Origin of the sequence: Roseomonas sp. USHLN139, from assembly GCF_037145735.1 — a bacterium.
Classification (GTDB): Bacteria; Pseudomonadota; Alphaproteobacteria; order Acetobacterales; family Acetobacteraceae; genus Pseudoroseomonas.
On sequence record NZ_JBBCWY010000004.1, the window covers coordinates 355,500 to 379,293 of the forward strand.

Annotated in this window: 21 protein-coding genes; 16 read left to right on the plus strand and 5 right to left on the minus strand. The window is 71.1% G+C overall.

Annotation, left to right across the window (positions count from 1 at the left end):
- Positions 1-5: 5 nt before the first annotated feature.
- Positions 6-1,163 (minus strand): hypothetical protein, encoded by a 1,158-nt coding sequence (locus WFI16_RS14460; protein ID WP_419898512.1) that lies wholly within the window; start codon positions 1,161-1,163, stop codon positions 6-8.
- Positions 1,164-1,488: 325 nt separating this feature from the next.
- Between WFI16_RS14460 and WFI16_RS14465 the strand changes: the two genes are divergently transcribed.
- The 4 genes from WFI16_RS14465 (at position 1,489) to WFI16_RS14480 (ending at position 5,871) form a co-directional block, all read left to right on the plus strand.
- The gene (locus WFI16_RS14465) at positions 1,489-2,523 is read left to right on the plus strand and encodes a YihY/virulence factor BrkB family protein (RefSeq protein ID WP_419898513.1); all 1,035 of its coding nucleotides are present in this window, start codon (positions 1,489-1,491) and stop codon (positions 2,521-2,523) included.
- Between the two features lie 96 nt (positions 2,524-2,619).
- Complete coding sequence (locus WFI16_RS14470; RefSeq protein WP_419898514.1) at positions 2,620-4,005, plus strand: esterase-like activity of phytase family protein; 1,386 nt, start codon at positions 2,620-2,622, stop codon at positions 4,003-4,005.
- A gap of 102 nt (positions 4,006-4,107) precedes the next feature.
- Positions 4,108-4,629, plus strand: coding sequence for a GNAT family N-acetyltransferase (locus WFI16_RS14475; RefSeq protein WP_419898515.1), 522 nt, complete (start codon positions 4,108-4,110; stop codon positions 4,627-4,629).
- A gap of 132 nt (positions 4,630-4,761) precedes the next feature.
- Complete coding sequence (locus WFI16_RS14480; protein ID WP_419898516.1) at positions 4,762-5,871, plus strand: mechanosensitive ion channel family protein; 1,110 nt, start codon at positions 4,762-4,764, stop codon at positions 5,869-5,871.
- A 260-nt stretch (positions 5,872-6,131) separates the two neighbouring features.
- On the opposite strand, the gene WFI16_RS14485 is transcribed toward WFI16_RS14480, so the two are convergent.
- Positions 6,132-6,500, minus strand: a complete 369-nt coding sequence (locus WFI16_RS14485; protein WP_419898517.1) for a hypothetical protein — start codon at positions 6,498-6,500, stop codon at positions 6,132-6,134.
- A gap of 41 nt (positions 6,501-6,541) precedes the next feature.
- Here WFI16_RS14485 and WFI16_RS14490 point away from each other — a divergent pair, with 41 nt between their 5' ends.
- The 4 genes from WFI16_RS14490 to WFI16_RS14505 all read left to right on the plus strand — a co-directional run bounded on the left by WFI16_RS14490 (position 6,542) and on the right by WFI16_RS14505 (position 12,837).
- Positions 6,542-7,498: an ArsR/SmtB family transcription factor gene (locus tag WFI16_RS14490; protein ID WP_419898518.1), complete on the plus strand. Its 957-nt coding sequence runs from the start codon at positions 6,542-6,544 to the stop codon at positions 7,496-7,498.
- 22 nt (positions 7,499-7,520) lie between these two features.
- The gene (gene metH / locus WFI16_RS14495) at positions 7,521-11,033 is read left to right on the plus strand and encodes a methionine synthase (RefSeq protein ID WP_419898519.1); all 3,513 of its coding nucleotides are present in this window, start codon (positions 7,521-7,523) and stop codon (positions 11,031-11,033) included.
- Positions 11,034-11,386: 353 nt separating this feature from the next.
- The gene (locus WFI16_RS14500) at positions 11,387-12,274 is read left to right on the plus strand and encodes a cation diffusion facilitator family transporter (RefSeq protein ID WP_419898520.1); all 888 of its coding nucleotides are present in this window, start codon (positions 11,387-11,389) and stop codon (positions 12,272-12,274) included.
- Between the two features lie 11 nt (positions 12,275-12,285).
- A complete protein-coding gene (locus WFI16_RS14505; RefSeq protein WP_419898521.1) occupies positions 12,286-12,837 on the plus strand; it encodes a cob(I)yrinic acid a,c-diamide adenosyltransferase in 552 nt (183 codons plus the stop codon).
- A 20-nt stretch (positions 12,838-12,857) separates the two neighbouring features.
- On the opposite strand, the gene WFI16_RS14510 is transcribed toward WFI16_RS14505, so the two are convergent.
- Positions 12,858-13,502 (minus strand): exopolysaccharide biosynthesis protein, encoded by a 645-nt coding sequence (locus WFI16_RS14510; protein WP_419898522.1) that lies wholly within the window; start codon positions 13,500-13,502, stop codon positions 12,858-12,860.
- Positions 13,503-13,637: 135 nt separating this feature from the next.
- Here WFI16_RS14510 and WFI16_RS14515 point away from each other — a divergent pair, with 135 nt between their 5' ends.
- From WFI16_RS14515 to WFI16_RS14530, 4 genes are all read left to right on the plus strand, one after another.
- The gene (locus WFI16_RS14515) at positions 13,638-14,255 is read left to right on the plus strand and encodes a DUF1194 domain-containing protein (protein WP_419898523.1); all 618 of its coding nucleotides are present in this window, start codon (positions 13,638-13,640) and stop codon (positions 14,253-14,255) included.
- A gap of 131 nt (positions 14,256-14,386) precedes the next feature.
- Positions 14,387-15,256, plus strand: a complete 870-nt coding sequence (locus WFI16_RS14520; protein WP_419898524.1) for a branched-chain amino acid aminotransferase — start codon at positions 14,387-14,389, stop codon at positions 15,254-15,256.
- Positions 15,256-15,966 (plus strand): RluA family pseudouridine synthase, encoded by a 711-nt coding sequence (locus WFI16_RS14525; RefSeq protein WP_442970694.1) that lies wholly within the window; start codon positions 15,256-15,258, stop codon positions 15,964-15,966. Before WFI16_RS14520 ends, WFI16_RS14525 begins: the two co-directional genes overlap by 1 nt.
- Positions 15,963-17,726 carry a chloride channel protein gene (locus WFI16_RS14530; RefSeq protein ID WP_419898526.1) on the plus strand — a complete coding sequence of 588 codons (1,764 nt, stop codon included), beginning with the start codon at positions 15,963-15,965 and terminating at the stop codon, positions 17,724-17,726. The genes WFI16_RS14525 and WFI16_RS14530 overlap by 4 nt, the downstream gene beginning before the upstream one ends.
- Positions 17,727-17,741: 15 nt before the next feature.
- Here WFI16_RS14530 and WFI16_RS14535 read toward each other — a convergent pair whose 3' ends face one another.
- Positions 17,742-18,002, minus strand: a complete 261-nt coding sequence (locus tag WFI16_RS14535; protein WP_419898527.1) for a hypothetical protein — start codon at positions 18,000-18,002, stop codon at positions 17,742-17,744.
- A 197-nt stretch (positions 18,003-18,199) separates the two neighbouring features.
- Positions 18,200-19,315, minus strand: coding sequence for a 2-aminoethylphosphonate--pyruvate transaminase (locus WFI16_RS14540; RefSeq protein ID WP_419898528.1), 1,116 nt, complete (start codon positions 19,313-19,315; stop codon positions 18,200-18,202).
- 219 nt (positions 19,316-19,534) lie between these two features.
- Here WFI16_RS14540 and WFI16_RS14545 point away from each other — a divergent pair, with 219 nt between their 5' ends.
- The 4 genes from WFI16_RS14545 (at position 19,535) to WFI16_RS14560 (ending at position 23,645) form a co-directional block, all read left to right on the plus strand.
- On the plus strand, positions 19,535-20,548 hold the full coding sequence (locus tag WFI16_RS14545; protein WP_419898529.1) for an Ldh family oxidoreductase: 1,014 nt from the start codon (positions 19,535-19,537) through the stop codon (positions 20,546-20,548).
- On the plus strand, positions 20,545-21,672 hold the full coding sequence (locus WFI16_RS14550) for a 2OG-Fe(II) oxygenase (protein WP_419898530.1): 1,128 nt from the start codon (positions 20,545-20,547) through the stop codon (positions 21,670-21,672). The genes WFI16_RS14545 and WFI16_RS14550 overlap by 4 nt, the downstream gene beginning before the upstream one ends.
- A gap of 132 nt (positions 21,673-21,804) precedes the next feature.
- On the plus strand, positions 21,805-22,542 hold the full coding sequence (locus tag WFI16_RS14555) for a TrmH family RNA methyltransferase (RefSeq protein ID WP_419898531.1): 738 nt from the start codon (positions 21,805-21,807) through the stop codon (positions 22,540-22,542).
- Between the two features lie 89 nt (positions 22,543-22,631).
- Positions 22,632-23,645 (plus strand): Bug family tripartite tricarboxylate transporter substrate binding protein, encoded by a 1,014-nt coding sequence (locus tag WFI16_RS14560; RefSeq protein WP_419898532.1) that lies wholly within the window; start codon positions 22,632-22,634, stop codon positions 23,643-23,645.
- Positions 23,646-23,794: the final 149 nt, after the last annotated feature.

Genomic DNA, 23,794 nt, shown 5'->3' on the forward strand with positions numbered 1-23,794 from the left:
CGGCCTCACCAGAGGCTGGCGCCGCTCTCGTCGCCATAGTCGTTGTAGCCGCTGTTGAAGCCGGGATCGGAGAAGCCGCCGACATCGTCGGAGACGCTGTCGCCATAGCCGTCATCGCCCGACCAGTCGTTGAAGCCGCCGCCATAGCCGCCATAGCCGTCATCATCGTCGCCGCCGAACCGGCCGCTGTCGAAGCCGCTGTCGCTGGCGCTATAGTCGTTGTAGCCGCTGTTGAAGCCCGGGTCGGAGAAGCCGCCGACGTCGGAGACGCTGTCGCCGAAGCCGCCACCGCCCGACCAGTCGGTGAAGCCGCCGCCCAGCCCGCCATCATCACCGCCGCCGAACCGGCCGCTGTCGAAGCTGCTGTCGCTGGCGCTGTAATCGTTGTAGCCGCTGTTGAAGCCGGGATCGGCGAAACCGCCGATATCGCCGGAAAGGCTGCCGCCGATGCCAGCACCGCCGGACCCGTCGCTGAAGCCGGACAGGCTGGCCTCGGCCCCGCCGAAGCGCCCGCTGTCGAAATCGCCGAACCGGCTGTTGTCGAAGCTATCGCCGAAGCGGCTGCCATCGAAATCGCTCGGCGCCGGGCTGTCGAAGGCGCTGGCGCCGTCCAGCCGGTCGCCCTTGCCGATGGAGATGTCGGAGAAGCCGTCGCCCCAGCCGAGATAGTCGGAGATATCGCCCGCCAGGTCGACGGTGGCGCGGCCGGCGCCCTCGCCGATCTCGCCGCCCCAGTAGCCGCCGAGCACCGTGCCGACGCCGGTGCCCACCACCACGCCGGTGCCGGCGCCGGCCAGGCCGCCCGCCGCCGTGCCGGCGCCCGGCACCACGCTGCCGGCCGCCGCCCCGGTGCCGCCGCCGAACAGCCCGCCCAGCGCGCCGCCCGCCGCGCCGCCCACCGCCGCGCCGCCGGCGCTGCCCAGCAGGCCGAAGCCGTCGACCGTCACCGCGTCGAACTCGCCATGCCAGGCATGGTCGGCGATATCGGCCAGCCGCGCGCCCCAGGCCAGGTTGCTCAGCCCGTTGGCGACGCCGGTGCCGTGCAGCATGCTGTCCAGCACGGTGGCGGCGTCGTCGATCTCACCGGAGAACTGGGCGATCGCCCGGTCGTCCGATCCGGTCGCCAGCCCCGACCCTCCCTGCAATCCGTCGCGATCGCTCATGCAGCCTCTTCTCCTTGCCCGGCCCGGACCAGTCCGCACCGCTGCAGGGCAAGTTCTTTGCGGAGGCGTGCGAATTCAAAACACGCGTCTGTCAGGATTTTCGAATTTTCTGTGAGGCTGTTCTGCCGATTTTTTGCCGCATTTCTTGGAGCCGTCCTGGTTGTTCCAGCGCTTTCTTGCCCTGGAACAGCTGGCCAGGGAGCGCGGTGGCAGCATCTTCCATGCTCGCCGTGTTGCGACGGAACCTTCTGCACGGTGTGTCGTTGCACGGGCAGCGTCGTTGCTCAGGCGCAGCCCTTTGACCCGTCGCCCAGGATCACGGCCGATGTCCAGCACCAGAAGACCCGCCGCGCCCTCCGACGATTCGCTGCTGCCCGACGGCCTGGCGCCGGAAGGCAGTCCGGCGGTGGCGCCGGGTCAGTCCGGGACCGAGGGCCACCGGGCGCGCAGCCCGGCGCAGATCCCGGCCCGCGGCTGGTGGAGCATCCTGAAGCGCACCGCCCTGGAGGCCAATGAGGACCGGGTGATGACCGAGGCGGCGGGCATCACCTTCTATGCCCTGCTCTCGGTGTTCCCGGCGCTGACCGCGTTGGTCTCGATCTACGGGCTGTTCGCCGATCCGGCGACGGTCGCCACCCATCTGCAGCAGCTCGCCGGCTTCGTGCCCGAGGGCGGGCTGAACATCCTGGACGAGCAGCTGAAGCGGCTGACCAGCGGCGAGCCGGCCAAGCTGGGCTTCGGCGCCATCGCCGGCCTCGGCGTCGCGCTCTGGTCGGCCAACCAGGGCACCAAGGCGATGTTCGACGCGCTGAACATCGTCTACGAGGAAAAGGAGAAGCGCAGCTTCATCTGGCGCACCGTCATCACCCTGGGCTTCACCCTGGGGGCGCTGCTCTTCATCATCCTGGCGATGAGCTCGATCGTCGTGCTGCCGGTGGTGCTGCGCTTCGCGGGTCTGGAGAGCAGCACCGAATGGCTGCTGCGCCTGTCGCGCTGGCCGCTGCTGCTGGCCTGCATCACCGGGCTGCTGGCGACGCTCTACCGCTTCGGCCCCAGCCGCGAGAAGGCGCGCTGGCGCTGGGTCAGCTGGGGCGGCGTCTTCGCCGCGGTCGCCTGGGCGATCCTCTCGGCCGGCTTCTCCTGGTATGTCGGCTCCTTCGGCAATTACGACGCGACCTATGGCTCGCTCGGGGCGGTCATCGGCTTCATGACCTGGATCTGGCTCTCCGCCATCATCGTCCTGGTCGGCGCCGAGCTGAATGCCGAGATGGAGCACCAGACCGCCCGCGACACCACCACGGGGCCGGAGCAGCGGATGGGCCGGCGCGGCGCCACCATGGCCGACAGCGTCGCCCGGTAGTCGGTTCCGCGATTTCGTCATCAAGCCGTCAAGCCGGCGCAACACGGGGATTCTAACAGCCGCGTCATCCTTGACGTCCTGAAGGAATCCTCCACCATGCGCGCCTTCCTGCTCGCCGCCACGGCCCTGCTCGGGTTGGGGGGCACCGCCTTCGCCGACCAGCAGCTGCCGGCGCGCCTCGCTGGCCATGCCGTCCTCCCCGCCTTCACCATGGCCCTGCCGCCGGCGGATGCGCCGCGCGACGCCATGGTCTCGGGCAAGTTCACCGGTCCCGAGGGCCGCGTCGACCGCCCGGGCAGCCTCCCCGGCACCACCGGCCCGGCCCCCGAAGGCCGCCCCACCGGTATTGCGCTGCCGTTCATCGGCCAGCCGGTGCAGGGCTTCTCCGGCATCAAGCCGGTGCAGGGCGAGCCCGGCGCCTATTGGGTGCTGACCGACAACGGCTTCGGGACCAAGCGCAACAGCGGCGACGCGCTGCTGATGTTCCACAAGGTGCGGCCGGATTTCCGCAGCGGCCAGGTCGCCGTCGAGCAGACCGTCTTCCTGTCCGACCCGGACCGCCGCGTGCCCTTCCGCCTCGCCCATGAGGGCAGCGATGCCCGCTACCTGACCGGCAGCGACTTCGACCCCGAGAGCATCCAGCCGATCCCGGACCAGGGCGGCTTCTGGATCGGCGAGGAGTTCGGCCCCTTCCTGATCCGCGTCGACATGCAGGGCCGCGTGCAGCAGGTGGTCGAGACCACGCTGGAAGGCCGCGCCATCCGCAGCCCCGACCACCCGGCGCTGCAGGTGCCGGCCAGCCCCACCGCCGGCGTCGCCTTCCAGTCGCAGCGCTCCGGCGGTTATGAGGGCATGGCCATGCTGCCCGATGGCAGCCGCCTCTGGGCGCTGCTGGAGAAGCCGGTGCTGACCGCCGAGGGCCGCCCGGAAGGCGCCTTCCTGCGCCTGATCGAGTTCGACACCGGCCGCGCCGCCTGGACCGGCCGCAGCCTGAAATACCGGCTGGAGCCCGGCGCCACCGCCATCGGCGACTTCAACTTCATCGACGAGCGCCGTGCCCTGGTGATCGAGCGCGACAATGGCGAGGGCGACCCGTCGCTGGCCTGCCCGGCCGGCCAGACCGCCGCGGCCACGCCGCCGGCCTGCTTCCACGCCCCGGCGCGCCTCAAGCGGATCTATCTGGTCGATCTCGGCGCGGTGGATGCCGAGGGCTATGTCGCCAAGCTGGCGCATATCGACCTGATGGCCATCCAGGACCCCGAGAACCTGGCCCGCCAGCGCGGCGACCGGGCGGCCGACGCCCCGCGCGACCGCTTCAGCTTCCCCTTCTTCACCATCGAGGACGTGGCGATGGTGGATGCCGAGCACATCATCGTGGCCAACGACAACAACCTGCCCTTCAGCGCCGGCCGCCACCTGTCGCGCGCCGACGACAACGAGTTCATCCTGCTGCACGTGCCGGAACTGCTGCGCACGCGCTGAAGCCCGGGGAGGGGGCGCCCCGGCCGCCCCCTTGCCCGCCGCCGCCGGCCCCCTTACCCCTGGGGAAGCCTCGAGACCTCTTCCCCCGGCCGGAGACCCTGCATGCCGCTGCGCGACGCCACCGACCAGGACCTGCCGGCGATCACCGCCATCTATGCCCACCATGTCCTGACCGGCACCGGCACCTTCGAGGCCGAGCCGCCTGACCAGGCCGAGATGGCGCGCCGCCTGGCCCGCATCCAGCAGGCCGGCTGGGCCTGGCTGGTGGCCGAGGAGCAGGGCGAGGTGCTCGGCTTCGGCTTCTTCCAGACCATGCGCGACGGCGCCGCCTCCCGTTTCGCGGCCGAGGACCAGATCCATGTCCGCCACGACGTGCACGGCCAGGGCCTGGGCAAGAGCCTGGTCGCCGCCCTGCTGGAGCGCGCCGAGGCCGCCGGCTTCCGGCAGATCTTCGCGGTGATCGGCGATTCGGAGAATGTCGGCTCGGTCGGGCTGCACCTGTCGCTGGGCTTCCGCCAGGTCGGGCTGCTGCGCGCCACCGGCTTCAAGTTCGGCCGCTGGCTGGATGTCGTGGTCATGCAGCGCGCGCTGGGCGCCGGCGACAAGAACGCCCCGGCCGAATAGCGGGCTTTTCGCTGCGCTGCCGAAGCGAGCCTTTATCAGCGTTCTAGCGGCCTGACCTCACCTTACCGTGCCTGCCCCTGGAAACGCGGCCCCCGGCTTCGCATTGACAGGGCGCAGAAAGCGGGAGGCGGGATGCTCGAGCAGATCGACGATGTCGGCCAGCAGGTGGTCAATTCCCTGGCCTGGGCACCGTCCTGGGCGGTCAGCCTGCTGGTGCTGGCGGTCGGGGTGGCGATCGCCCTGGGCGTGCACCGGCTGCTGTATCGGGGGCTGACGCGGCTGGTGGCCGAGCGCGAGCTGTTCTGGCGCTCCCTGGTCAGCCGCACCGAAGGGCCGGTCCGGCTGGCGCTGATGGTCTTCTGCCTGTCCATCGCCGCCGGCATCGCGCCGCTGACGCCGGGCCAGACCGCGGTGCTGCGCCATATCCTGCTGGTGCTGTTCATCGGTGGCGTCGGCTGGGCGGCGCTGACCGCGCTGCATATCTGGACCACCGTGTACCTCCGCAAATACAAGCTGGAGGCCGAGGACAACCTGCTGGCGCGCAAGCACGCCACCCAGTCCCGCATCCTGAAGCGGGTGGCCGCGACGCTGATCGTGGTGGTCACCACCGCCGTCGCGCTGATGACCTTCGATGGTGTCCGGCAATACGGCGTGTCGCTGCTGGCCTCGGCGGGCGCCGCCGGCCTGGTCGTCGGCCTGGCGCTGCAGCCGCTGCTGAAGAACCTGATCGCCGGCATCCAGCTGGCCATCACCCAGCCGATCCGGCTGGAGGATGCGGTGATCGTCGAGGGCGAATGGGGCAATGTGGAAGAGATCTCCTCCACCTATGTCGTCGTCCGCCTCTGGGACTGGCGCCGCATGGTGCTGCCGCTCTCCTATTTCATCGAGCACCCCTTCCAGAACTGGACCCGCGAGGGCAGCGCCCTGATCGGCACGGTGATGCTCTATGTCGACTATTCGGCCCCCATCGCGAAGATGCGCGAGAAGCTGGAGGAGATCGCCCGCAGCTCCAGCCGCTGGGACGGCAAGGTGGTGAACATGCAGGTCACCGACTTCCGCCAGGAGACCATGGAGGTGCGCATGCTGGTCAGCGCCGGCAATGCCGGCCGCGCCTTCGACCTGCGCTGCGAAGTGCGGGAGAAGATGATCGACTGGCTGCAGCGCGAATACCCCGGGGCGCTGCCGCGGCACCGCAACGAGATCGACCGGGCCTCGAAGGAGGCTTTGGTTCTGGCCAAGTAAGGTCGGGGGCAGGCCAGGGGAATGAATTCCCCCGCGGCGCAGTGCGCCGCGCCCGTTCTTTTTTCTGTCAGACTGCCGTGTCCACGTGGTGACAGGACGTGAAACGGCCAATTGTTAGCGCGACCTGTGAGGGGGCGCTGATTTATGAAATGGCGTCCCGCCGTGATGCCCTGGTGTCGCTGCCGGCAAGGGCGCTGGTCATCGAACGGCCGGTGCCCAGAAAAAAGATGGGGGTTCGGGGGAATTCATTCCCCCGACCTTCAGGCTTCTTCCCTGAATCTGAACCTGCTCCCCACCACGCTGTCTTCCAGCGCCGCCCGGATGGTCGCCTCGCCGGCCGGCGTATGCGCCACGGCGATGACTTCATCGAACCACGGGATGGTCCCCCGCGTGCGCGCCAGGAACAGCCGGTCCAGCGCCACGGCCGCTTGGCTGCGCGGCATGCAGCAGGCGCAGCCGATCGGATGGCCGCCGGGCGGGGGAGGGGCGAAGCGTTCCACGGCGGCCAGGCCGGGGGGCAGCAGCGCCCCGTCCTCGGCCAGCACGGCGGCGCCGGGCGGCAGCTTGGCCACGTCCAGCAGGCGGAGGGGGGTTCGGGCATCGACGGACCAGCGCATGACGCTAGACATAAAGAAGTCTTTATGTCATCCGCAAGCCCATGGAGCCCTTGTTGGCGCAGCTGCGCGCCGCCGCCGAACCGACCCGCCTTCGCCTGCTGGCGCTCTGCGCCCGCGGTGCCTTCTGCGTGACCGAGCTCTGCGCCATCCTGGGCCAGAGCCAGCCGCGGCTGTCGCGCCATCTGAAGCTGCTGGTGGAGGCCGGGCTGCTGGAGCGCCTGCCCGAGGGTGCGAATGTCTATTTCCAGCTGCCGCCGGATGCCGATCTCGCCCGGCTGATGCTGGCGCGGCTGCCGGAGGACGACCTGACCATCGCCGCCGACCGCCGCGCCGCCGCCCGCATCGCCGCCGACCGGGCGCGCGCGGCCTCCGAGGCCTTCCGCCGCGACGGCGCCGACTGGGACGAGATGCGCGCGCTGGAGCTGCCGGGCCCGGCCATCGAGGCGGCGCTGCTCGGCCAGGTCGAGGCGCATTTCGGCGCCCGCCGGCTGGGCCGCATCGCCGATATCGGCACCGGCACGGGGCGGCTGCTGGAGCTGCTGGCGCCGCGCGCCGAGGCGGTGCTGGGGCTGGATGCCAGCCGCGAGATGCTGGCCCTGGCGCGGGCGCGCCTGGGCGAGCGCGGCATCGCCAATGCCAGCGTGCGGCTGGCCGACATGTACCGCCTGCCGCTGCCCGATGGCGGCTTCGACGCGGCGACGCTGCAGATGGTGCTGCATTATGCCGAGGACCCGGCCGCCGCGCTGGCCGAGGCGGCGCGGCTGCTGCGGCCCGAGGGGCTGCTGCTGGTGGTCGACCTGGCGCCGCATGCCCGGGCCGAGCTGCTGAGCGGCTTCGCGCATCGCTGGCCCGGCTTCGACGACGCCGCCATGGCCGGCTGGATGGGGGCGGCCGGCTGCGCGCCGCTGCCATCGCTGACGCTGGAAGGCGTGCTGCCGGTCAAGCTCTGGCCGGCCCGGCGCCTGGCGGTGCCGGTCGCCGCGCTTCCCGAACCTGCCCTGAACTTCTGAGACAGAAAGAAGGCCCCGAGACATGGCCCGTCCGCCCCTGCTGGAAGCGCTTCGTGACCGCGTGCTGCTCTGTGACGGCGGCATGGGCAGCCGTGTCCAGGCGCTCACCCTGGATGTCGAGAAGGATTACTGGGGCAAGGAGAACTGCACCGAGGTGCTGTGCCTCTCCCGCCCCGAGCTCGTGCGCGAGATCCACCGTGGCTATTACGAGGCCGGGTCGGACATGGTGCTGACCAACAGCTTCGGCGGCTCGCCGATCACGCTGGAGGAGTTCGAGCTCGGCTCGAAGGCCTTCGAGATCAACAAGCTCTCGGTCGAACTGGCGCGCGAGGCCGCCGAGAGCTTCGCCGATGGCCGCGACCGCTGGGTGATCGGCGATATCGGGCCGGGCACCAAGCTGCCCAGCCTCGGCCATATCGACTACGACACCCTGGAAGCCGCGCTGACCGAACAGTGCCGCGGGCTGATCGCCGGCGGGGCCGATGCGCTGCTGACCGAGACCAACCAGGACACGCTGTTCATCAAGGCCGCCGTCAACGCCGCCAAGGCGGCGCTGAAGGAAGCACGGAAGGACGTGCCGATCTTCGTGCAGGTGACGGTGGAGACCACCGGCACGCTGCTGGTCGGCGCCGACATCGCCGCCGCCGCGACCGTGATCCAGGCGCTCGACGTGCCGCTGCTCGGGCTGAACTGCGCGACCGGCCCGCAGGAAATGGCCGAGCATGTCCGCTACCTGGCGCAGAACTGGCCCGGGCTGATCTCCTGCCAGCCCAATGCCGGCCTGCCGGAGCTGGTCAACGGCCAGACGCACTACCCGCTCGCCGCCGAGGAGATGGCGGTGTGGATGGAGCGTTTCGTCACCGAGGACCGGCTGAACCTGATCGGCGGCTGCTGCGGCACCTCGACGCCGCATATCCAGGCGCTGGATGCCATGCTGCGCCGGCTGGGTGGCGCCGCCCATCGCCCCGCGCCGGTGGCGCGCAAGGTGCACTGGGTGCCGGCGGTGGCCAGCCTCTACGGCGCCACCACGCTGCGCCAGGAGAATTCCTATTTCTCCATCGGCGAGCGCTGCAACGCCAATGGCTCCAAGGCCTGGCGTGAGCGGCAGGCGGCGCATGACTGGGATGCCTGCGTCTCGATCGGCCGCGAGCAGGTGGGCGAGGGCTCGAACAGCCTGGACGTCTGCACCGCCTTCGTCGGCCGCGACGAGCGCGCCGAGATGGACGAGGTGGTTCGCCGCTTCACCGCCAGCGTCAACGCGCCGCTGGTGATCGACAGCACCGAGACCCCGGTGATCGAGAGCGCGCTGAAGCTGCATGGCGGCAAGCCGATCATCAACTCGATCAACTTCGAGGATGGCGAGGGCCATGCGACGGACCGCCTGGTCCTGGCCAAGAAGTTCGGCGCCGCGGTCATCGCGCTCACCATCGACGAGGTGGGCATGGCGAAGACGCCGGAGGACAAGCTGCGCATCGCCGAGCGGCTGGTCGACTTCGCCTGCACCAAGCACGGCCTGGCGCAGAGCGACCTGCTGATCGACCCGCTGACCTTCACCATCGCCACCGGCAACGAGGACGACCGCAAGCTCGGCCAGTGGACGCTGGAGGGCATCCGGATGATCCGGGACAAGTTCCCCGACATCCAGATCATCCTCGGCCTGTCGAATATTTCCTTCGGCCTGAACCCGGCGGCGCGGCACGTGCTGAACAGCGTCTTCCTGGATCATGCGGTGAAAGCCGGCATGACCGGGGCGATCGTGCATGTCTCGAAGATCAAGCCGCTGCACTCGATCCCGCCGGAAGAGGTGAAGATCGCCGAGGACCTGATCTTCGACCGCCGCGCAGAGGATTACGACCCGCTGCAGAAATTCCTGGAGATCTTCGCCGGGCGGAAGGCGGCGGATTCGGCCAAGAAGGTGAAGGCCGAGACGGTCGAGGGGCGGCTCAAGGACCGCATCGTCGACGGCGACCGCAAGGGGCTGGATGACGAGCTGGCCGATGCCCTGGCCAAGGGGATCAAGCCGCTCGACATCATCAACGGCATCCTGCTCGACGGCATGAAGGTGGTGGGCGAGCTGTTCGGTTCCGGCAAGATGCAGCTGCCCTTCGTGCTGCAATCGGCCGAGACCATGAAGGCGGCGGTGGCCTATCTCGAGCCGCACATGGAGAAGATCGAGGGCCAGGAGAAGGGCACCATCGTGCTGGCGACCGTGAAGGGCGACGTGCACGACATCGGCAAGAACCTGGTCGACATCATCCTGACCAACAACGGCTACAAGGTGGTCAATCTCGGCATCAAGGTGCCGCTGAACGACATGGTCGCCGCCGTCCGCCAGCACAAGGCGCATGCCATCGGCATGTCCGGCCTGCTGGTGAAGTCCACCGTGGTGATGCGCGAGAACCTGGAGGAGATGGCGCGCCAGGGGCTGGACGTGCCGGTGCTGCTGGGCGGCGCCGCGCTGACCCGCAACTTCGTCGAGGATGACTGCGTCCGCGCCTATGCCGATGGCCAGCCCAGCGGCCGCGTCGCCTATGCGCGCGACGCCTTCGACGGGCTGCATCTGATGGACAAGGTGATGAGCCCGGGCTTCGACGAATACCTGGCCGCGGTGCAGTCGAAGCGCGCCGGCAAGTCGCGCAACACCACCCGCGTCCTCGGCACCGCCGATCCGCGCGGCTTCGCCCCGGTCGATGTCGGCTATGCCGAGGAGCGCCGCCGCCGCCTGACCGCCGAGGAGGCGGTGCCCGCGCCGCCCTTCTGGGGCGCCCGGGTGATCGAGGCCGATCCCAGGGCCATCGTGCCCTTCGTCAACGAGCGCAGCCTCTACCAGTTCCAGTGGGGCTTCCGGAAGCAGGGCCGCAGCCTGGACGACTTCATCGGCTGGGCGAAGCAGGAGCTGCGCCCGGTGCTGAAGCGCATGCTGTCGCTGGCGGAACAGGAGAAGATCCTGCGGCCGCAGGCGATCTACGGCTACTGGAAATGCGCCGGCCAGGGCAACGACCTGGTGCTGTTCGAGGAGGACGGTGTCACCGAGGCCTGCCGCTTCACCCTGCCGCGCCAGCCCAAGGCGGATGGCGACTGCATCGCCGATTTCGTGCGCGACATCGGCGACGGGCCGGAGGCGCGCGACGTCATCGGCCTGCAGGTGGTGACCGTCGGCCAGAAGGCCAGCGACATCGCCCGCGACTGGTTCGAGGGCAACCGCTACCAGGACTACCTCTACCTGCACGGGCTGTCGGTGGAGATGGCCGAGGCGATGGCCGAATACGTCCACAAGCGGATCCGCGCCGAGCTCGGCTACGCCCAGCACGACGACCGCGACATGGAGAAGATGCTGGCCCAGGGCTACCGCGGCGGCCGCTACTCCTTCGGCTACCCGGCCTGCCCGCGGCTGGAGGACCAGGTGCCGCTGCTGCGGCTGCTGGGCGCCGACCGTATCGGCGTGTCGATCAGCGACGAGTGGCAGCTGCATCCGGAGCAGTCGACCAGCGCGATCGTGCTGCATCATCCGAAGGCGAAGTATTTCTCGGTTTAGAAGACAGCAAAAGGCCAGGGGAATGAATTCCCCTTTTCTTTCGGACTGCCGTGTCCACGTGGAAACAGGACGTGAAACGGCCAACTGGCAGCGCGACCTGTGAGGTCGCGCTGGCTCCATGAAAATGGCGGCCCCTCTCGATGCCCTGATGGGGTCTGGTTGATGCGCCGGCCATGTCACGGCCGGTGATCAGAAAAAAGAAGGGGGTTCGGGGGAATTCATTCCCCCGACCTGCCCGAACCTTCCCTACCGCCTGCCTACCTCAAGCGGCACAGCCCTGCTGATTTGCAGTTTCCGCACCCCCCCGCCCCTGGCTTATGAAGCGGGCCGGACAAGCGCAGGATGGTGTTGGGATGAACCGTGCGACGAAGCTCGCCGCCGGCAGTGTGGTCGTGTCGCTGGTCGTGCTCGGGCTGAAGGCGCTGGCCTGGTGGCTGACCGGCAGCGTGGCGCTGCTGGCCGATGCGCTGGAATCCATCGTCAATGTCGCGGCGGCGGGGGCGGCGCTGATCGCGGTGCGGCTGGCGGCCACGCCGCCGGACGCCAACCATCCCTATGGCCATGCCAAGGCCGAGTATATTTCCGCCGTGCTCGAGGGCGTGCTGATCGTGCTCGCCGCGGCGCTGATCCTGAACGAGTCCTGGCATGCCTGGCAGGCGCCCTCGGCGCCGGAGCTGCCGGGGCCGGGCCTGGCCATCTCGGTGGTGGCGACGCTGCTGAATGGCGGCTGGGCGGCGCTGCTGTTCCGTGAGGGGCGCAAGCTGCGCTCGCCGGCGCTGTTGGCGGATGCCCGGCACCTGCTGGCCGATGTGGTGACCTCCGGCGGCGTGGTGGTCGGCGTCGGCGCCGTGGCGCTGACCGGGATCCTGTGGCTGGACCCGCTGCTGGCGGCGCTGACCGCGGTGAACATCCTGTTCAGCGGCTGGAGCCTGCTGCGCGACAGCGTCGGCGGGCTGATGGACGAGGCGGTGGAGCCCGGCCTGCTGGGGCGCATTCGCGGCCTGGTGTCGCAGGAGGCGCAGGGCGCGATCGAGGCGCATGACCTGCGCACCCGCCATGCCGGCAGCACCACCTTCGTCGAGTTCCACCTGGTGGTGCCCGGCGAGATGCGGGTGGCCGAGGCGCATGACATCTGCGACCGCATCGAGGCGGCGCTGAAGGCGGAGCTTGGCAGCGCGGTGATCACCATCCATGTCGAGCCCGAGGGCAAGGCGAAGCACCAGGGCGTGCTGGTTCTCTGAGGAGCGATTGCATGGTCCGTCTGGACATCATCACGACGCGCGGCGGCGATGCCGGGCAGACCTCGCTGGGCGATGGCAGCCGGGTGGCGAAGGACACCCTGCGCATCGAGGCGATCGGCGCGGTGGACGAGGCCAATGCGGCGATCGGCCTGGTGCGGCTGCACAGCACGGGCGAGCCGGATGCCATGCTGGCGCGCATCCAGAACGACCTGTTCGATCTCGGCGCCGATCTCTGCGTGCCGGACCTGGCCGCGGAAGGCCGGCTGCGCATGGCCGACAGCCAGTGCGCCCGGCTGGAGGCGGAGGTGGCGGCGATGAACGCGACGCTGCCGCCGCTGCGCTCCTTCGTGCTGCCGGGCGGCACGCCGGCCGGCGCCCAGGCGCATCTGGCGCGCACCCTGGTGCGGCGGGCGGAGCGGGTGGTGGTGGCGCTGGCCGCCGCCGAGCCGGTCAATCCGGTGGCGCTGCGCTACCTGAACCGGCTGTCGGACCATCTTTTCGTCGTCTCGCGCGTGCTGAACGACGGGGCCGATCCGCTCTGGGTGCCCGGCGCGGCGCGCTGATCTTCATCAGGCGTGGCGCGCTAGACCATCCAGTGGAAGGCGGCGACGCCCATGAAGCAGAGCGCCACCAGCACCCCGGTGGCGAAGAGGCAGCCCAGGATGGTGATGCCGAGGCCGATGCCCATGACGCGGCTGTCCTGCTCGACCAGGCCGAGCGCCATGACGATGGTGCCGAAGGCCGGCGGGCCGTTGGTGCCGGGGCCGGGCAGGATCAGCATCAGCGCTGCATAGGCGGCGGCCCAGCCGGCGAGGCGCTCGGCGGCGGGGGTGGTGAACCAGCCGGGGCGCGGCTTCAGGAAGCGCTCCACCGGCCGCAGCCAGCGCGAGGAGGCGCCGGCCAGCCGCAGCAGGTCGGTGCGCTTGACGCTGCGCCGGGCGATGAAGCCGGGCAGGCGCGGCGTGGTCAGGCCGATGCCCATCTGCACGCCGAGGATCAGGATCGGCAGGCCGAAGACGCTGGCCATGCCGGGCAGCAGGCCGGGCAGGCAGAGCAGCAGGATCATCAGGCCGAAGCTGCGCTCGCCGAAGGCCGCCGTCATCTCGCCCAGGGTGATGCGCTCGCCGGGGAAGCTGGCGGCCACCTCGGCCACGATGCGCGAGATCGGCGCCGCCTCGTCAGGACCCCTCGGGTCGCCGCCCTGCGGCAGCGTCGCTCCATCGATCATGCGGGGCCCGTCATCCTGTGGCGCTCATCCTCTGGCAGCGGCGGGGCCCTGTCGTGGAGCCGCGCGATGTGCCAGGGGAGATGAGGATGCGACCCCGCCGCTTCAATCGCGGCGCCAGGCTGTCGGGGAGATGCCATGCAACCGGTCGATCTGGCGCTGTGCCTCGCCATCGATGTCTCGGCCAGCGTCGATTTCGCCGAGTTCGGCCTGATGGTGGGGGGATTGGCCGCGGCCTTCCGCGAGGCGGACATCGCCGCGGCCTGCGCCGCCGGGCCGAAGGGCGGCGTGGCGGTGGCGGTGCTGTTCTGGTCGGGCAGCGCCGAGGTGGCGGTGCCCTGGATGCGCATCGATGGCGAAGCGGCCGCCGGCGCGCTGGCCGAGGCGATCGACAATGCCCCGCGCCTGCCGCAGCCCGGCGCCACCGCGCTCGGCCCGGGGATGGTGGCGGCGCTGGCGCTGCTGGCCGCCTGCCCGGCGGAGGCGGCGCGGCTGGCGCTCGACGTCTCGGGGGATGGCGCGCACAACCAGGGGCGGCCGCCCGGGCCGGTGCGCGATCTCGGAGTCGATGCCGGCGTCATCATCAACGGCCTGGCCGTGCTGAACGAGGAGCCGGACCTGCTGGCGCATTACGAGGCGGAGGTGATCGGCGGCCCCGGCGCCTTCGCCATGAGCTGCGCCGATTATGCCGATTTCGCCCAGGCGATCCGCCGCAAGCTGCTGCGCGAGATCCGTGGCGGCGCGCTGGTGGCCTGAGTTTCACGTGGAACAATCGGGGATTGGCCGGCGAGCGTCAGCGCGAAATCGTGGTGCCGGGCCGCTTCACCGGCCTGCCATCGCATGGCAGTCTCCGCCTCTGGTTTTCTTGGCATGCGGGAGGAACGAGCATGGCGGGCGTGTTTTGGCACGAGGGTCAGTGGCTGACCGAGGAGCCCAAGGTGCTGGGCCCGATGGACCACGCCTTCTGGCTGGGCTCGATCCTGTTCGACGGGGCGCGGGCGATCCGCGGCCTGGTGCCGGACCTGGACCTGCACTGCCAGCGGGTGATCCGCAGCACCCAGGCGATGGGCATGAAGGCCAAGCTGACGGCCGAGCAGATCGAGGCGCTGTGCCGCGAGGGCGTCGAGAAGATGGGCCCCGAGGCGGAGCTCTATATCCGGCCGATGTTCTTCATCCGCCGCGGCATCGGCGCCGCGCAGCCGGACCCGGAGAGCACCGAGTTCATCCTCTCGGTCTATGATTCGCCGATGCCGGACGTGTCGAAGGGCTTCTCGGCCTGCCTGGCGCCCTACCGCCGGCCGGCCTCCGACATGGCGCCGACGGATGCCAAGGCCTCCTGCCTCTATCCGAACTCGGCGCGCGCGGCCGGCTATGCCCGGCAGCAGGGCTACGACAATGCCGTGGTCTGCGACCCGGACGGCAATATCGCCGAATTCGCCACCTCCAACCTGATGATGGTGAAGGACGGGGTGGTGATGACCGCGGTGGCGAACGGCACCTATCTGGCCGGCATCACCCGCTCGCGCGTGCTGGGCCTGCTGAAGGCCGCCGGCGTCGAGACCCGCGAATGCGTCATCACGCCGCAGATGCTGCGCGAGGCCGACGAGATCTTCGCCACCGGCAATTTCGGCAAGGTGCAGTACTGCACCAACTTCGAAGGCCGGGCCCTGCCGATCGGCCCGGTCGCGCAGAAGGCGCGCGCGCTGTATTTCGACTGGGCCGAGAAGACCAGCCGCCTGCTGCCGAAGGCCGCGTGATGGGAGGTCCAGGAACCTCAGGTTCCTGGCCGGGAGAGTTTGAGAGGGGCGGCGCCCCTCTCAAGGTGCTGGTCCAGACCGATGCGGTGCTGGTGATCGACAAGCCTGCCGGCCTGCCGGTCCATGCCGGCCCGCGCGGCGGCGCCAGCCTGGAGGACTTCCTGCCCTGGCTGGCCCAGGGCAAGCGCCACCTGCCGCAGCCCGCGCATCGCCTGGACACCGACACCGCCGGCTGCCTGGTGCTGGGCCGCACCAGGCCGGCGATGGCCGAGCTCGGCGGCTTCTTCGCCGAGGGCCGCGCGAAGAAGACCTATTGGGCGGTGGTGGTCGGCGGCCCGGCCGCGCAGTCGGGCCGGATCGACCTGCCGCTGCGCAAGACCAGCAGCAAGGCCGCCGGCTGGCGGATGGAGACGCATCCCGAGGGCCAGCCGGCGCTGACCCGCTGGCGGGTGAAGGGCCGCGGCCCGGGCCTGACCTGGCTGGAGCTGCGCCCGGAGACCGGCCGCACCCACCAGCTGCGGGTGCATTGCGCGTCGCAGGGCTGGCCGATGCTGGGCGACCCTTTCTACGGGACGCCCGCGACCGGCGGGCTGCATCTGCTGGCGCGTGCCATCGCCCTGCCGACCTGGCCGCCGATCGAGGCCGAGGCGCCGGTGCCGCCGGCGATGCGGGCCGGCTTCGCCGCCTGCGGCTGGGCCGAGGCGGCATGAGCGCGCTGACCCGCTGGTGGCAGGCGCGCACCGCCGGCGGCTCCTTCCGCGACGCGGTGCGGCAGAGCGAGCTCGGCATCCTGGCGCTGGGCGCGCTGGCCGGGCTGGCCAGCGGGCTGCTGGCGGCCGGGCTCGGCGGGGCGGCGCGCGGCGTGCACTGGCTGATCTTCGGGCCGGACAGCCAGCACGGGCTGTCGGCGCTGCGCGACGCCGACCCGCTGGCGCTGCTGCTGGCGCCGGCGGTGGGCGGGCTGCTGCTCGGGCTGCTTGGGCTCGGCCTGGCGCGCTGGCGGCCGCGCCAGCCGATCGATCCGATCGAGGCCAATGCGCTGCATGGCGGCCGCATGTCGATCTGGGACGGCATCGTGGTCGGCGCCCAGAATCTTCTGTCGAATGGCTTCGGCGCCTCGGTCGGGCTGGAGGCGGCCTATACCCAGCTCGGCGGCGGCGTCGCCTCGAAGCTGGGGCGGGCCTTCGGGCTGCGGCGTGGCGACCTGCGGGTGCTGGTCGGCTGCGGCGCGGCCGGCGCCATCGCCGCCGCCTTCGGCGCGCCCTTGACCGGCGCCTTCTATGCCTTCGAGCTGGTGATCGGCAGCTATGCCATCGCCCATCTGGCACCGGTCATGGCGGCGGCGGTGGCCGGCACGCTGGTGGCCGGGGTGCTGGGCAGCGGCACGCCGGTGCTGGCCGCCGGGCTGGCCTCGCCGGACTGGCAGGATACCGGCGTCGCCCTGCTGATCGGGCTGCTCTGCGCCCTGGCCGGCATCGCGCTGATGCGCGGCGTGACCCTGGCCGAGGCCGGGCTGCGCCGGGCGATCCCCTGGAGCACCTTCCGGCCGATGGCGGGCGGGCTGATGGTGGGCGGGCTGGCGCTGGTGACGCCGGCGGTGCTCTCGGCCGGCCATGGCGCGCTGCACCTGGCCTTCGTGGTCGAGGGCGCGGCGCTGCCGCTGCTCGGGCTGATGCTGCTGAAGGCGCTGGCCTCGGCGATCTCGATCGGCAGCGGCTTCCGCGGCGGGTTGTTCTTCGCCTCGCTGCTGCTGGGCGCCCTGCTGGGCAAGCTGGCGGCGGCGGCGGTGGCGCTGGCCGGCATCACGGTCGATCCGCTGCTGGCCGCGATCGTCGGCATGAGCGCCTTCGGCACCGCGGTGATCGGCGCGCCGCTGGCGATGAGCTTCATCGCGCTGGAGACGACACAGAGCTTCGCGGTCGCCGGCGTGGTGGTGCTGGCGGTGATCGCCTCGGGCACCACGGTGCGGCGGCTGTTCGGCTATTCCTTCGCCACCTGGCGCTTCCACCTGCGCGGCGAGGGCATCCGCAGCGCGCATGACATCGGCTGGCTGCGCGACCTGACGGTGGGCAAGCTGATGCGGCGCGAGGTGCGGACGGTGCGGCTGGACACCAAGCTGGCCAGCTTCCGCCGCGAATTCCCGCTGGGCTCGGTGACGCATGTGGTCGCCCTCGACGCGGCCGACCGCTATGCCGGGCTGATCCTGGTGCCGGAAGCCTATGCCGAGGGGCTGGACGAGGCGGCGACGGTGGCGCAGCTGGTGCATCTGCAGGACCAGGTGCTGCTGCCGGCGCAGAACGCCAAGCAGGCCATGGCGCTGTTCGACGCGACGGACGCCGAGGCGCTGGCGGTGGTCGACCAGCGCGACACCTCGCAGCTGCTCGGCCTGGTCAAGGCCTCCTTCCTGCTGCGCCGCTACAGCGAGGAGCTGGACAAGCGGCGGCAGGACGAGCTGGGGATGGTGGGCTGAGCCGGACGGCGCGGCTCAGTCGTAGATCCGGAAGAACCGGCGGGCGCTGATCAGCGAGGCCTCGCGCTGGTTGCGCGATTCCATGATCGACAGCAGCTTCTCGCCGAGCTTCTCGTACCTCTTGGCCGAGGCGGGGTCCTGCGGCGCCTTCTTCAGGGCTTCCTTGGCGGCGGCCAGCTCCCGGAGGGCGGCCTGCTGCAGCCCGCTCCACTCCTGCAGGTCCTTCAGGCTGTCCTTGATCAGCTGTACCTGGTTCTTGCGCTCGGCCAGCGACATGCCGGGGCCCTTTCCGATGTTGCGCGGAAATGACAGCAATCTTGCGGATTGTGCCGGTTCGCGAGTGCAGCATGAAAAGGCCAAGCTGTCGATTCGATTCCGGTACCGGTCCTGCGCTTTTCCGCCAGGGGCATAGCGAAAAGGGCCGCGCCCTGCCGGCGCGGCCCTTCCTGCAGACGCGGTCAGGGTTAGCGGTGTCAGGCGGCGCGCTGCAGCACGCCGAGCTCCTCCAGCGCGCCGCGCATCGCGCCGAGCGCGAAGCGCATCTCGTCCGGCCCGACATGGCCGATGCAGCCGATCCGCATGGTCGGCGCCTCGGTGTTGAAGAAGTTGCTGATCAGCACGCCGCGCCGCTTCAGCGCGTCGACGAAGCCCTGCAGGGTGAAGCCCGGATGCTGCGGCTGGTGGAACAGCGCGATGATCGGGCCCTGGTGCTCCCAGTCGAGATAGGGCCGCAGCCCCAGCGCCTGGGCGCCCTCGTAGAGGATGCGGCAGTTCTCGCGGTAGCGGGCAAGGCGGGCCGGCTGGCCGCCCTCGGCCAGGAAGATGTCCAGCGCCACGCCGAAGGCGTGCAGCGCCTGGACCGGCGGGGTGAAGCGGAAGCTGCCCCAGCCGGCGCGCTGCGCGGTGTGGTAGACATCGGCCAGGTCGAAGGACCACGAGCCGGCATTGCCGGTGCAGGCCACCACCCGCTCGATCGGCGAGACGGCGAAGGCGATGCCGGGCAGCCCCTCGATGCATTTGTTCGAGGTGAAGACCACCGCATCGACCTCGGGCTGGGCCGAGAGGTCGAAGGGCAGGGCGCCGAAGGCCGAGACGGCGTCGACGATCATGCGGCGGCCGGCGGCGCGCACCACCGCGCCCAGCGCCGGCACGTCGTTGACCAGGCCGCTGCCGGTCTCGGAATAGACCACGCCCAGATGGGTGATGGTCGGGTCCGCGGCCAGCACGGCGGCGACCGCCGCCGGGTCGACGCTGCCGGTGTCCGGCGCCGGCAGGTTGACCACGGTGCGGCCGGCCTCCTCGGCCAGGCGCGCCATGCGGTCGGCATAGGCGCCGTTGCGCACGATCAGCAGCTTGCCGCTGCCCACCGGCACGAAGGTGCGGATGGCGGCCTCGGTGATGAAGTGGCCGGCGCCCTGCAGCGGCAGGCAGGCATGGATCCCGGCCTTGCCGCCGGCCAGGTCGCGCACCTTCTCGCGGATGGCGATGTATTCGGGGGCGAAGTCGCGGTCCCAGGGGGCGATGTCCACGGCCATGGCGGCCCGCACGTCGGGGCGGGTCTGCACGGGTCCGGGAATGAGCAACAGCATGAGATGATCCTGAAGGATGCTGCCAATGGGAAGCCGTCCGGAAGCCGGCGGGCCCGACCCGCGCCTCTGCACAAACAGCAGGCTTAGACTGCGCCCGCGGCAGGCAGAAGGGAACCCCCCCAGGCACCGCCCGGCCGGCGGCAATCGACGCGGGCGGGCTTGGCGGCGGGGCGGGGATCGCGCAGAAGCGGGGCTCGATCCCCACCGCCGGAGCAGCCGATGCCGCGCCTTAGCCTCGTCGAAGCCGAAACCCTGGCGCAGGCCGCGCTGCGCGGCGCGGGGGCCAGCCCGGCCATGGCGGCGGCGACGGCGCGCGCCCTGGTCGAGGCCGAGGCGGTCGGCCAGTCTGGCCACGGCCTGTCCCGCGTGCCGCAATATGCCGGCTTCCTGGCGCAGGGCCGGGCCGATGGCACGGCCGAGCCGGTGCTGCGCACGGCGCGCGGCGGCGCCGCGCTGATCGATGCGCGCAACGGCCTGGCCTTCCCCGCCCTGGCGCTGGCCGAGCAGGAGGCGATCGCGCGGGCGGCGGAATGCGGCGTGGCCTGGATCGGCGTCACCGACAGCCACCATGCCGGGGCGCTGGGCCTGCCGGTGCGGCGGCTGGCGGAGCGCGGGCTGGTGGCGCTGGCCTTCGCCAATTCGCCGGCGGCGATGCCGGTGGCGGGCGGGCGGCGGCCGCTGCTCGGCACCAATCCGGTGGCGGCGGCCTTCCCGCGGCGCGACGCGGCGCCGCTGGTGATCGACCTGGCGCTGTCGCAGGTGGCGCGCGGCCGCATCGCCCAGGCGGCCAAGGCGGGCAGGCCGATCCCGGAAGGCTGGGCGCTGGATGCCGAGGGCCGGCCGACCACCGATGCGGCCGCCGCCATGGGCGGCGCGATGCTGGCGATGGGCGGCGAGAAGGGCGCGCTGCTGGCGATGGTGGTGGAGCTGCTCTGCGTCGCCCTGGCCGGCGCTGCCTTCGGCTTCGAGGCCGACAGCTTCTTCGAGGAACAGGGCAACCGGCCGCGGCTGGGCCAGGCGCTGCTGGCGGTGGATCCGGGGGCGCTGGCCGGGCAGGCCGCCTTCCTCGATCGCGTGGAGACATTGGTGAGCGCCATGCTGCAGGATGCGGGCGTGCGGCTGCCGGGCGCGCGGCGCGACGGGCTGGCGGCCGCCGCGGCGGCGGAGGGAATCGAGGTGCCATCGTCGCTGCTGGCGGCGATGCAGGCCCTGGCGCAGGGAGGAGAAGCATGAGCGAGACACAGCAGCGGCCGGCAGAGCCGCAGGGTTCCCGGACGCCAGGCCAGGGCCAGGGGGTTGGGCTGGGGCTGGGGCTGGGGGTGATGCTGCCGCCTCTGGTGCTGCGCGGGATCGAGAATCCGCGCTACACGCTGGCCTCGGCGGCGGGGCGGTGGATGCTGCTGGCCTGCCTGCCGAATGCCGCGGCCGGCCGCGGGCTGGAGCAGGCGCTGGGCCCGCACCGGGCGCGGTTCGACGACCGCCATGCCGCGCTCTTCGTGATCACCGCCGATCCCGCCGACCTGGCCGAGGGGCGGCTGCGCGACCAGCCGCCGGGCATCCGCATCCTGGCGGATGTCGATGGCAAGGCCTTTCCGGCGCTGGGCTTCGAGCCGGGGCAGGGCGGGCTGCTGCTGCTCGACCCGATGCTGCGCGTGCTGGCCGCGGCGCCGCTGGCCCAGGCGGCGCAGCTGCTGGGCCTGTTCGCCGGCCTGCCGGCGCCGGCGCAGCATGCCGGCATGGCCGAGGTCCCGGCGCCGGTGCTGGTGCTGCCGCGGGTGCTGGAGCCGGCGCTGTGCCGCCACCTGATCGGGCTCTACGAGCAGCAGGGCGGCGAGGCCTCGGGCTTCATGCGCGAGGTCGACGGGCGGACGGTGCTGGTGCAGGACCGCGCGCACAAGCGGCGCTCGGACCTGAGCCTGCAGGATCCGGCGCTGCTGGCGGGGCTGCGCGCCCGCATGGTGGCGCGGCTGGTGCCGGCCTTGCGCCAGGCCTTCCAGTTCGAGGCGACGCGGATCGAGCGCTATATCGTCGCCTGCTACGACGCCGCCGAGGGCGGGCATTTCCGGGCGCATCGCGACAACACCACGGCCGGCACCGCGCATCGCCGCTTCGCGGTGACGATCAACCTGAATGCCGAGGAGTTCGAGGGCGGCGAGCTGACCTTCCCGGAATTCGGCCCGCGCCGCTATCGCGCGCCGACCGGCGGCGCCGTGATCTTCTCCTGTTCGCTGCTGCACGAGGCGCAGCCGGTGACCAAGGGCCGGCGCTTCGCCTTCCTGCCCTTCCTGTATGACGAGGCGGCGGCGGCGGTGCGCGAGCGCAACCGGCATTTGGTCGGCCAGCCCGCCGCAGGCTAATGGAGGGGAGGTCCAGGAACCTCAGGTTCCTGGCCGGGGAAGTCTGAAGGGGGCGGAGCCCCCTTCAGCGGCTTCTGGCGTGACGTCTGAAGGGGGCAGCGCCCCCTTCAGCTGTTTCTGGGGTTTTTCGCGATGAAGTCTGAGCCTGATCGCCTGTGTGGGCTGGCGGCCGTGTCGGCGGCGTTCCGGCATCGCCCGCAGGCGGTGCTGCGGCTGTTCTACCTGGAATCGCGGCGCGCCGAGGCGGGCGGCTTCTGCCAGCAGATGGCGCGCGCGCGGAAGCCCTACCGGGAGGTCCCGGCGGCCGAGCTCGCGAAGATCGCCGGCACCACGCATCACGGCGGCATCGTCGCCGTCGCGGCGCCGCGCGCGGTGCCGGAACTGACCGCGCTGGCGCAGCTGCCCGGTGGCCTGCTGCCGGTGCTGGACGGCATCGGCAATCCGCACAATCTGGGCGCCATCGCGCGCTCGGCGGCCTTCTTCGGCTGCCGGGCGCTGCTGCTCTCGGGCGATCCGCGCCAGGCCGGCTTGTCCGACTCGGCCTGGCGGACCAGCGAGGGGGGACTCGAGGCGCTGGCGCTGTTCCGCGCCCCGGAGCTGGTTCCGGTGCTGAAAGGGTTGAGCCCACGCTACCTGACGGTTGCCGCCGTGGCGCGGGGCGGGGTTGCGCCGGAAGCATTGCCTCGCGACCGGCCGATCGCGCTGGTGCTGGGCAATGAGGAGCAAGGCGTGCGGCCGGAGACCGAGGCGGCCTGCGCGGCGCGGGTCACTTTGCCCGGTTCCGGGGCGGTTGAGAGCCTCAATGTCTCGGTGGCGGCGGCAGTTCTGGTGCACGCGCTGGTTGTATCGCCCTGCGCTACAGGGTTGTGACGGATAACATTTGCGCCATCTTATGGCTTGCCCTGCCCGGTTCGATTGTCCAGAACGCGCCCCGGAACCCAACCGGAGCTCCCAAAACCATGACCATGATCCGCCGCCGCGCCCTGCTGGGCGCTGCCGCCACCTTGCCGGTCGCCTCGACCCTGGCCCTGCCGCATGTCGCGCGGGCCCAGGCCGGCTTTCCCTCCCGTAGCGTCCGCCTGGTGGTGCCCTTCGCGCCCGGCGGCTCGGTCGACATGACCGGCCGCCTGATGGCGCAGATGCTGCAGCCCGTGCTCGGCCAGACGATTGTCGTCGACAACCGCGGCGGCGCTGGCGGCAACCTGGGCGCGGCCGAGGCGGCCCGCTCCGAGAAGGACGGGCACACCCTGCTGCTCGGCTCCGCCTCGATCCTGGCGGCGAACAAGTTCCTCTACGCCAAGTCGATGCCGATCGACCCGATGACCGACCTGGCGCCGGTGACCCGCGTGACCACCGGCACCGTCTACATGACGGTCAATGCCAACAGCCCGTACAAGACCTTCCAGGACGTCATCGAGGCGGCCAAGAAGAACCCGGGCAAGCTGACCATGGGCTCCTCGGGCACCGGCACGATCAGCCACCTGACCATCTCCAAGGTCTGCAAGGCGACCGGCACCGACATCACCCATGTGCCGTATCGCGGTGGCGCGCCGGCGCTGCAGGACCTGCTGGCCGGCAACATCGACATGATGTTCGACGTCATCCCGCTGTCCATGGCGCATGTGCGCGAGGGCCGCATCCGCGTGCTGGCCGCCGCCTCGGCCGAGCGCACGACCTTCTCGGACGACCTGAAGAACGTGCCGGCGATGAAGGAGCTGCTGCCCGCCGCCGGCATCGACATGCAGTCCTGGTACGGCATCAACGTGCCGGCCGGCGTGCCCGCCGACCGCATCGCCCTGCTGCACAAGGCGATCGTCGGCGTGGTCGACACCGCCGCCTTCCGCGAGAAGATGGAGCCGAACGGCTTCACCACCGTGGTGGACAGCAGCCCGGCCGCCTATGGCGAGTACCTGAAGTCGCAGGAAGCCATCTGGAAGGCGCTGGTCGCCGAATCGGGCGCCAGCCTCGACTGATCGCCCGACCGCTTCGCGCCGTCGGCAACAGGGGGCGTCCGGGAGACCGGGCGCCCTTTTTCTCGTCAGGAATCCTGTCCGGGCGCCGGGCCGGGCATGGCGGCAGGCGCGCGGCGCCGCTACCTCTCGCCTGGACGGGCGATCACGCC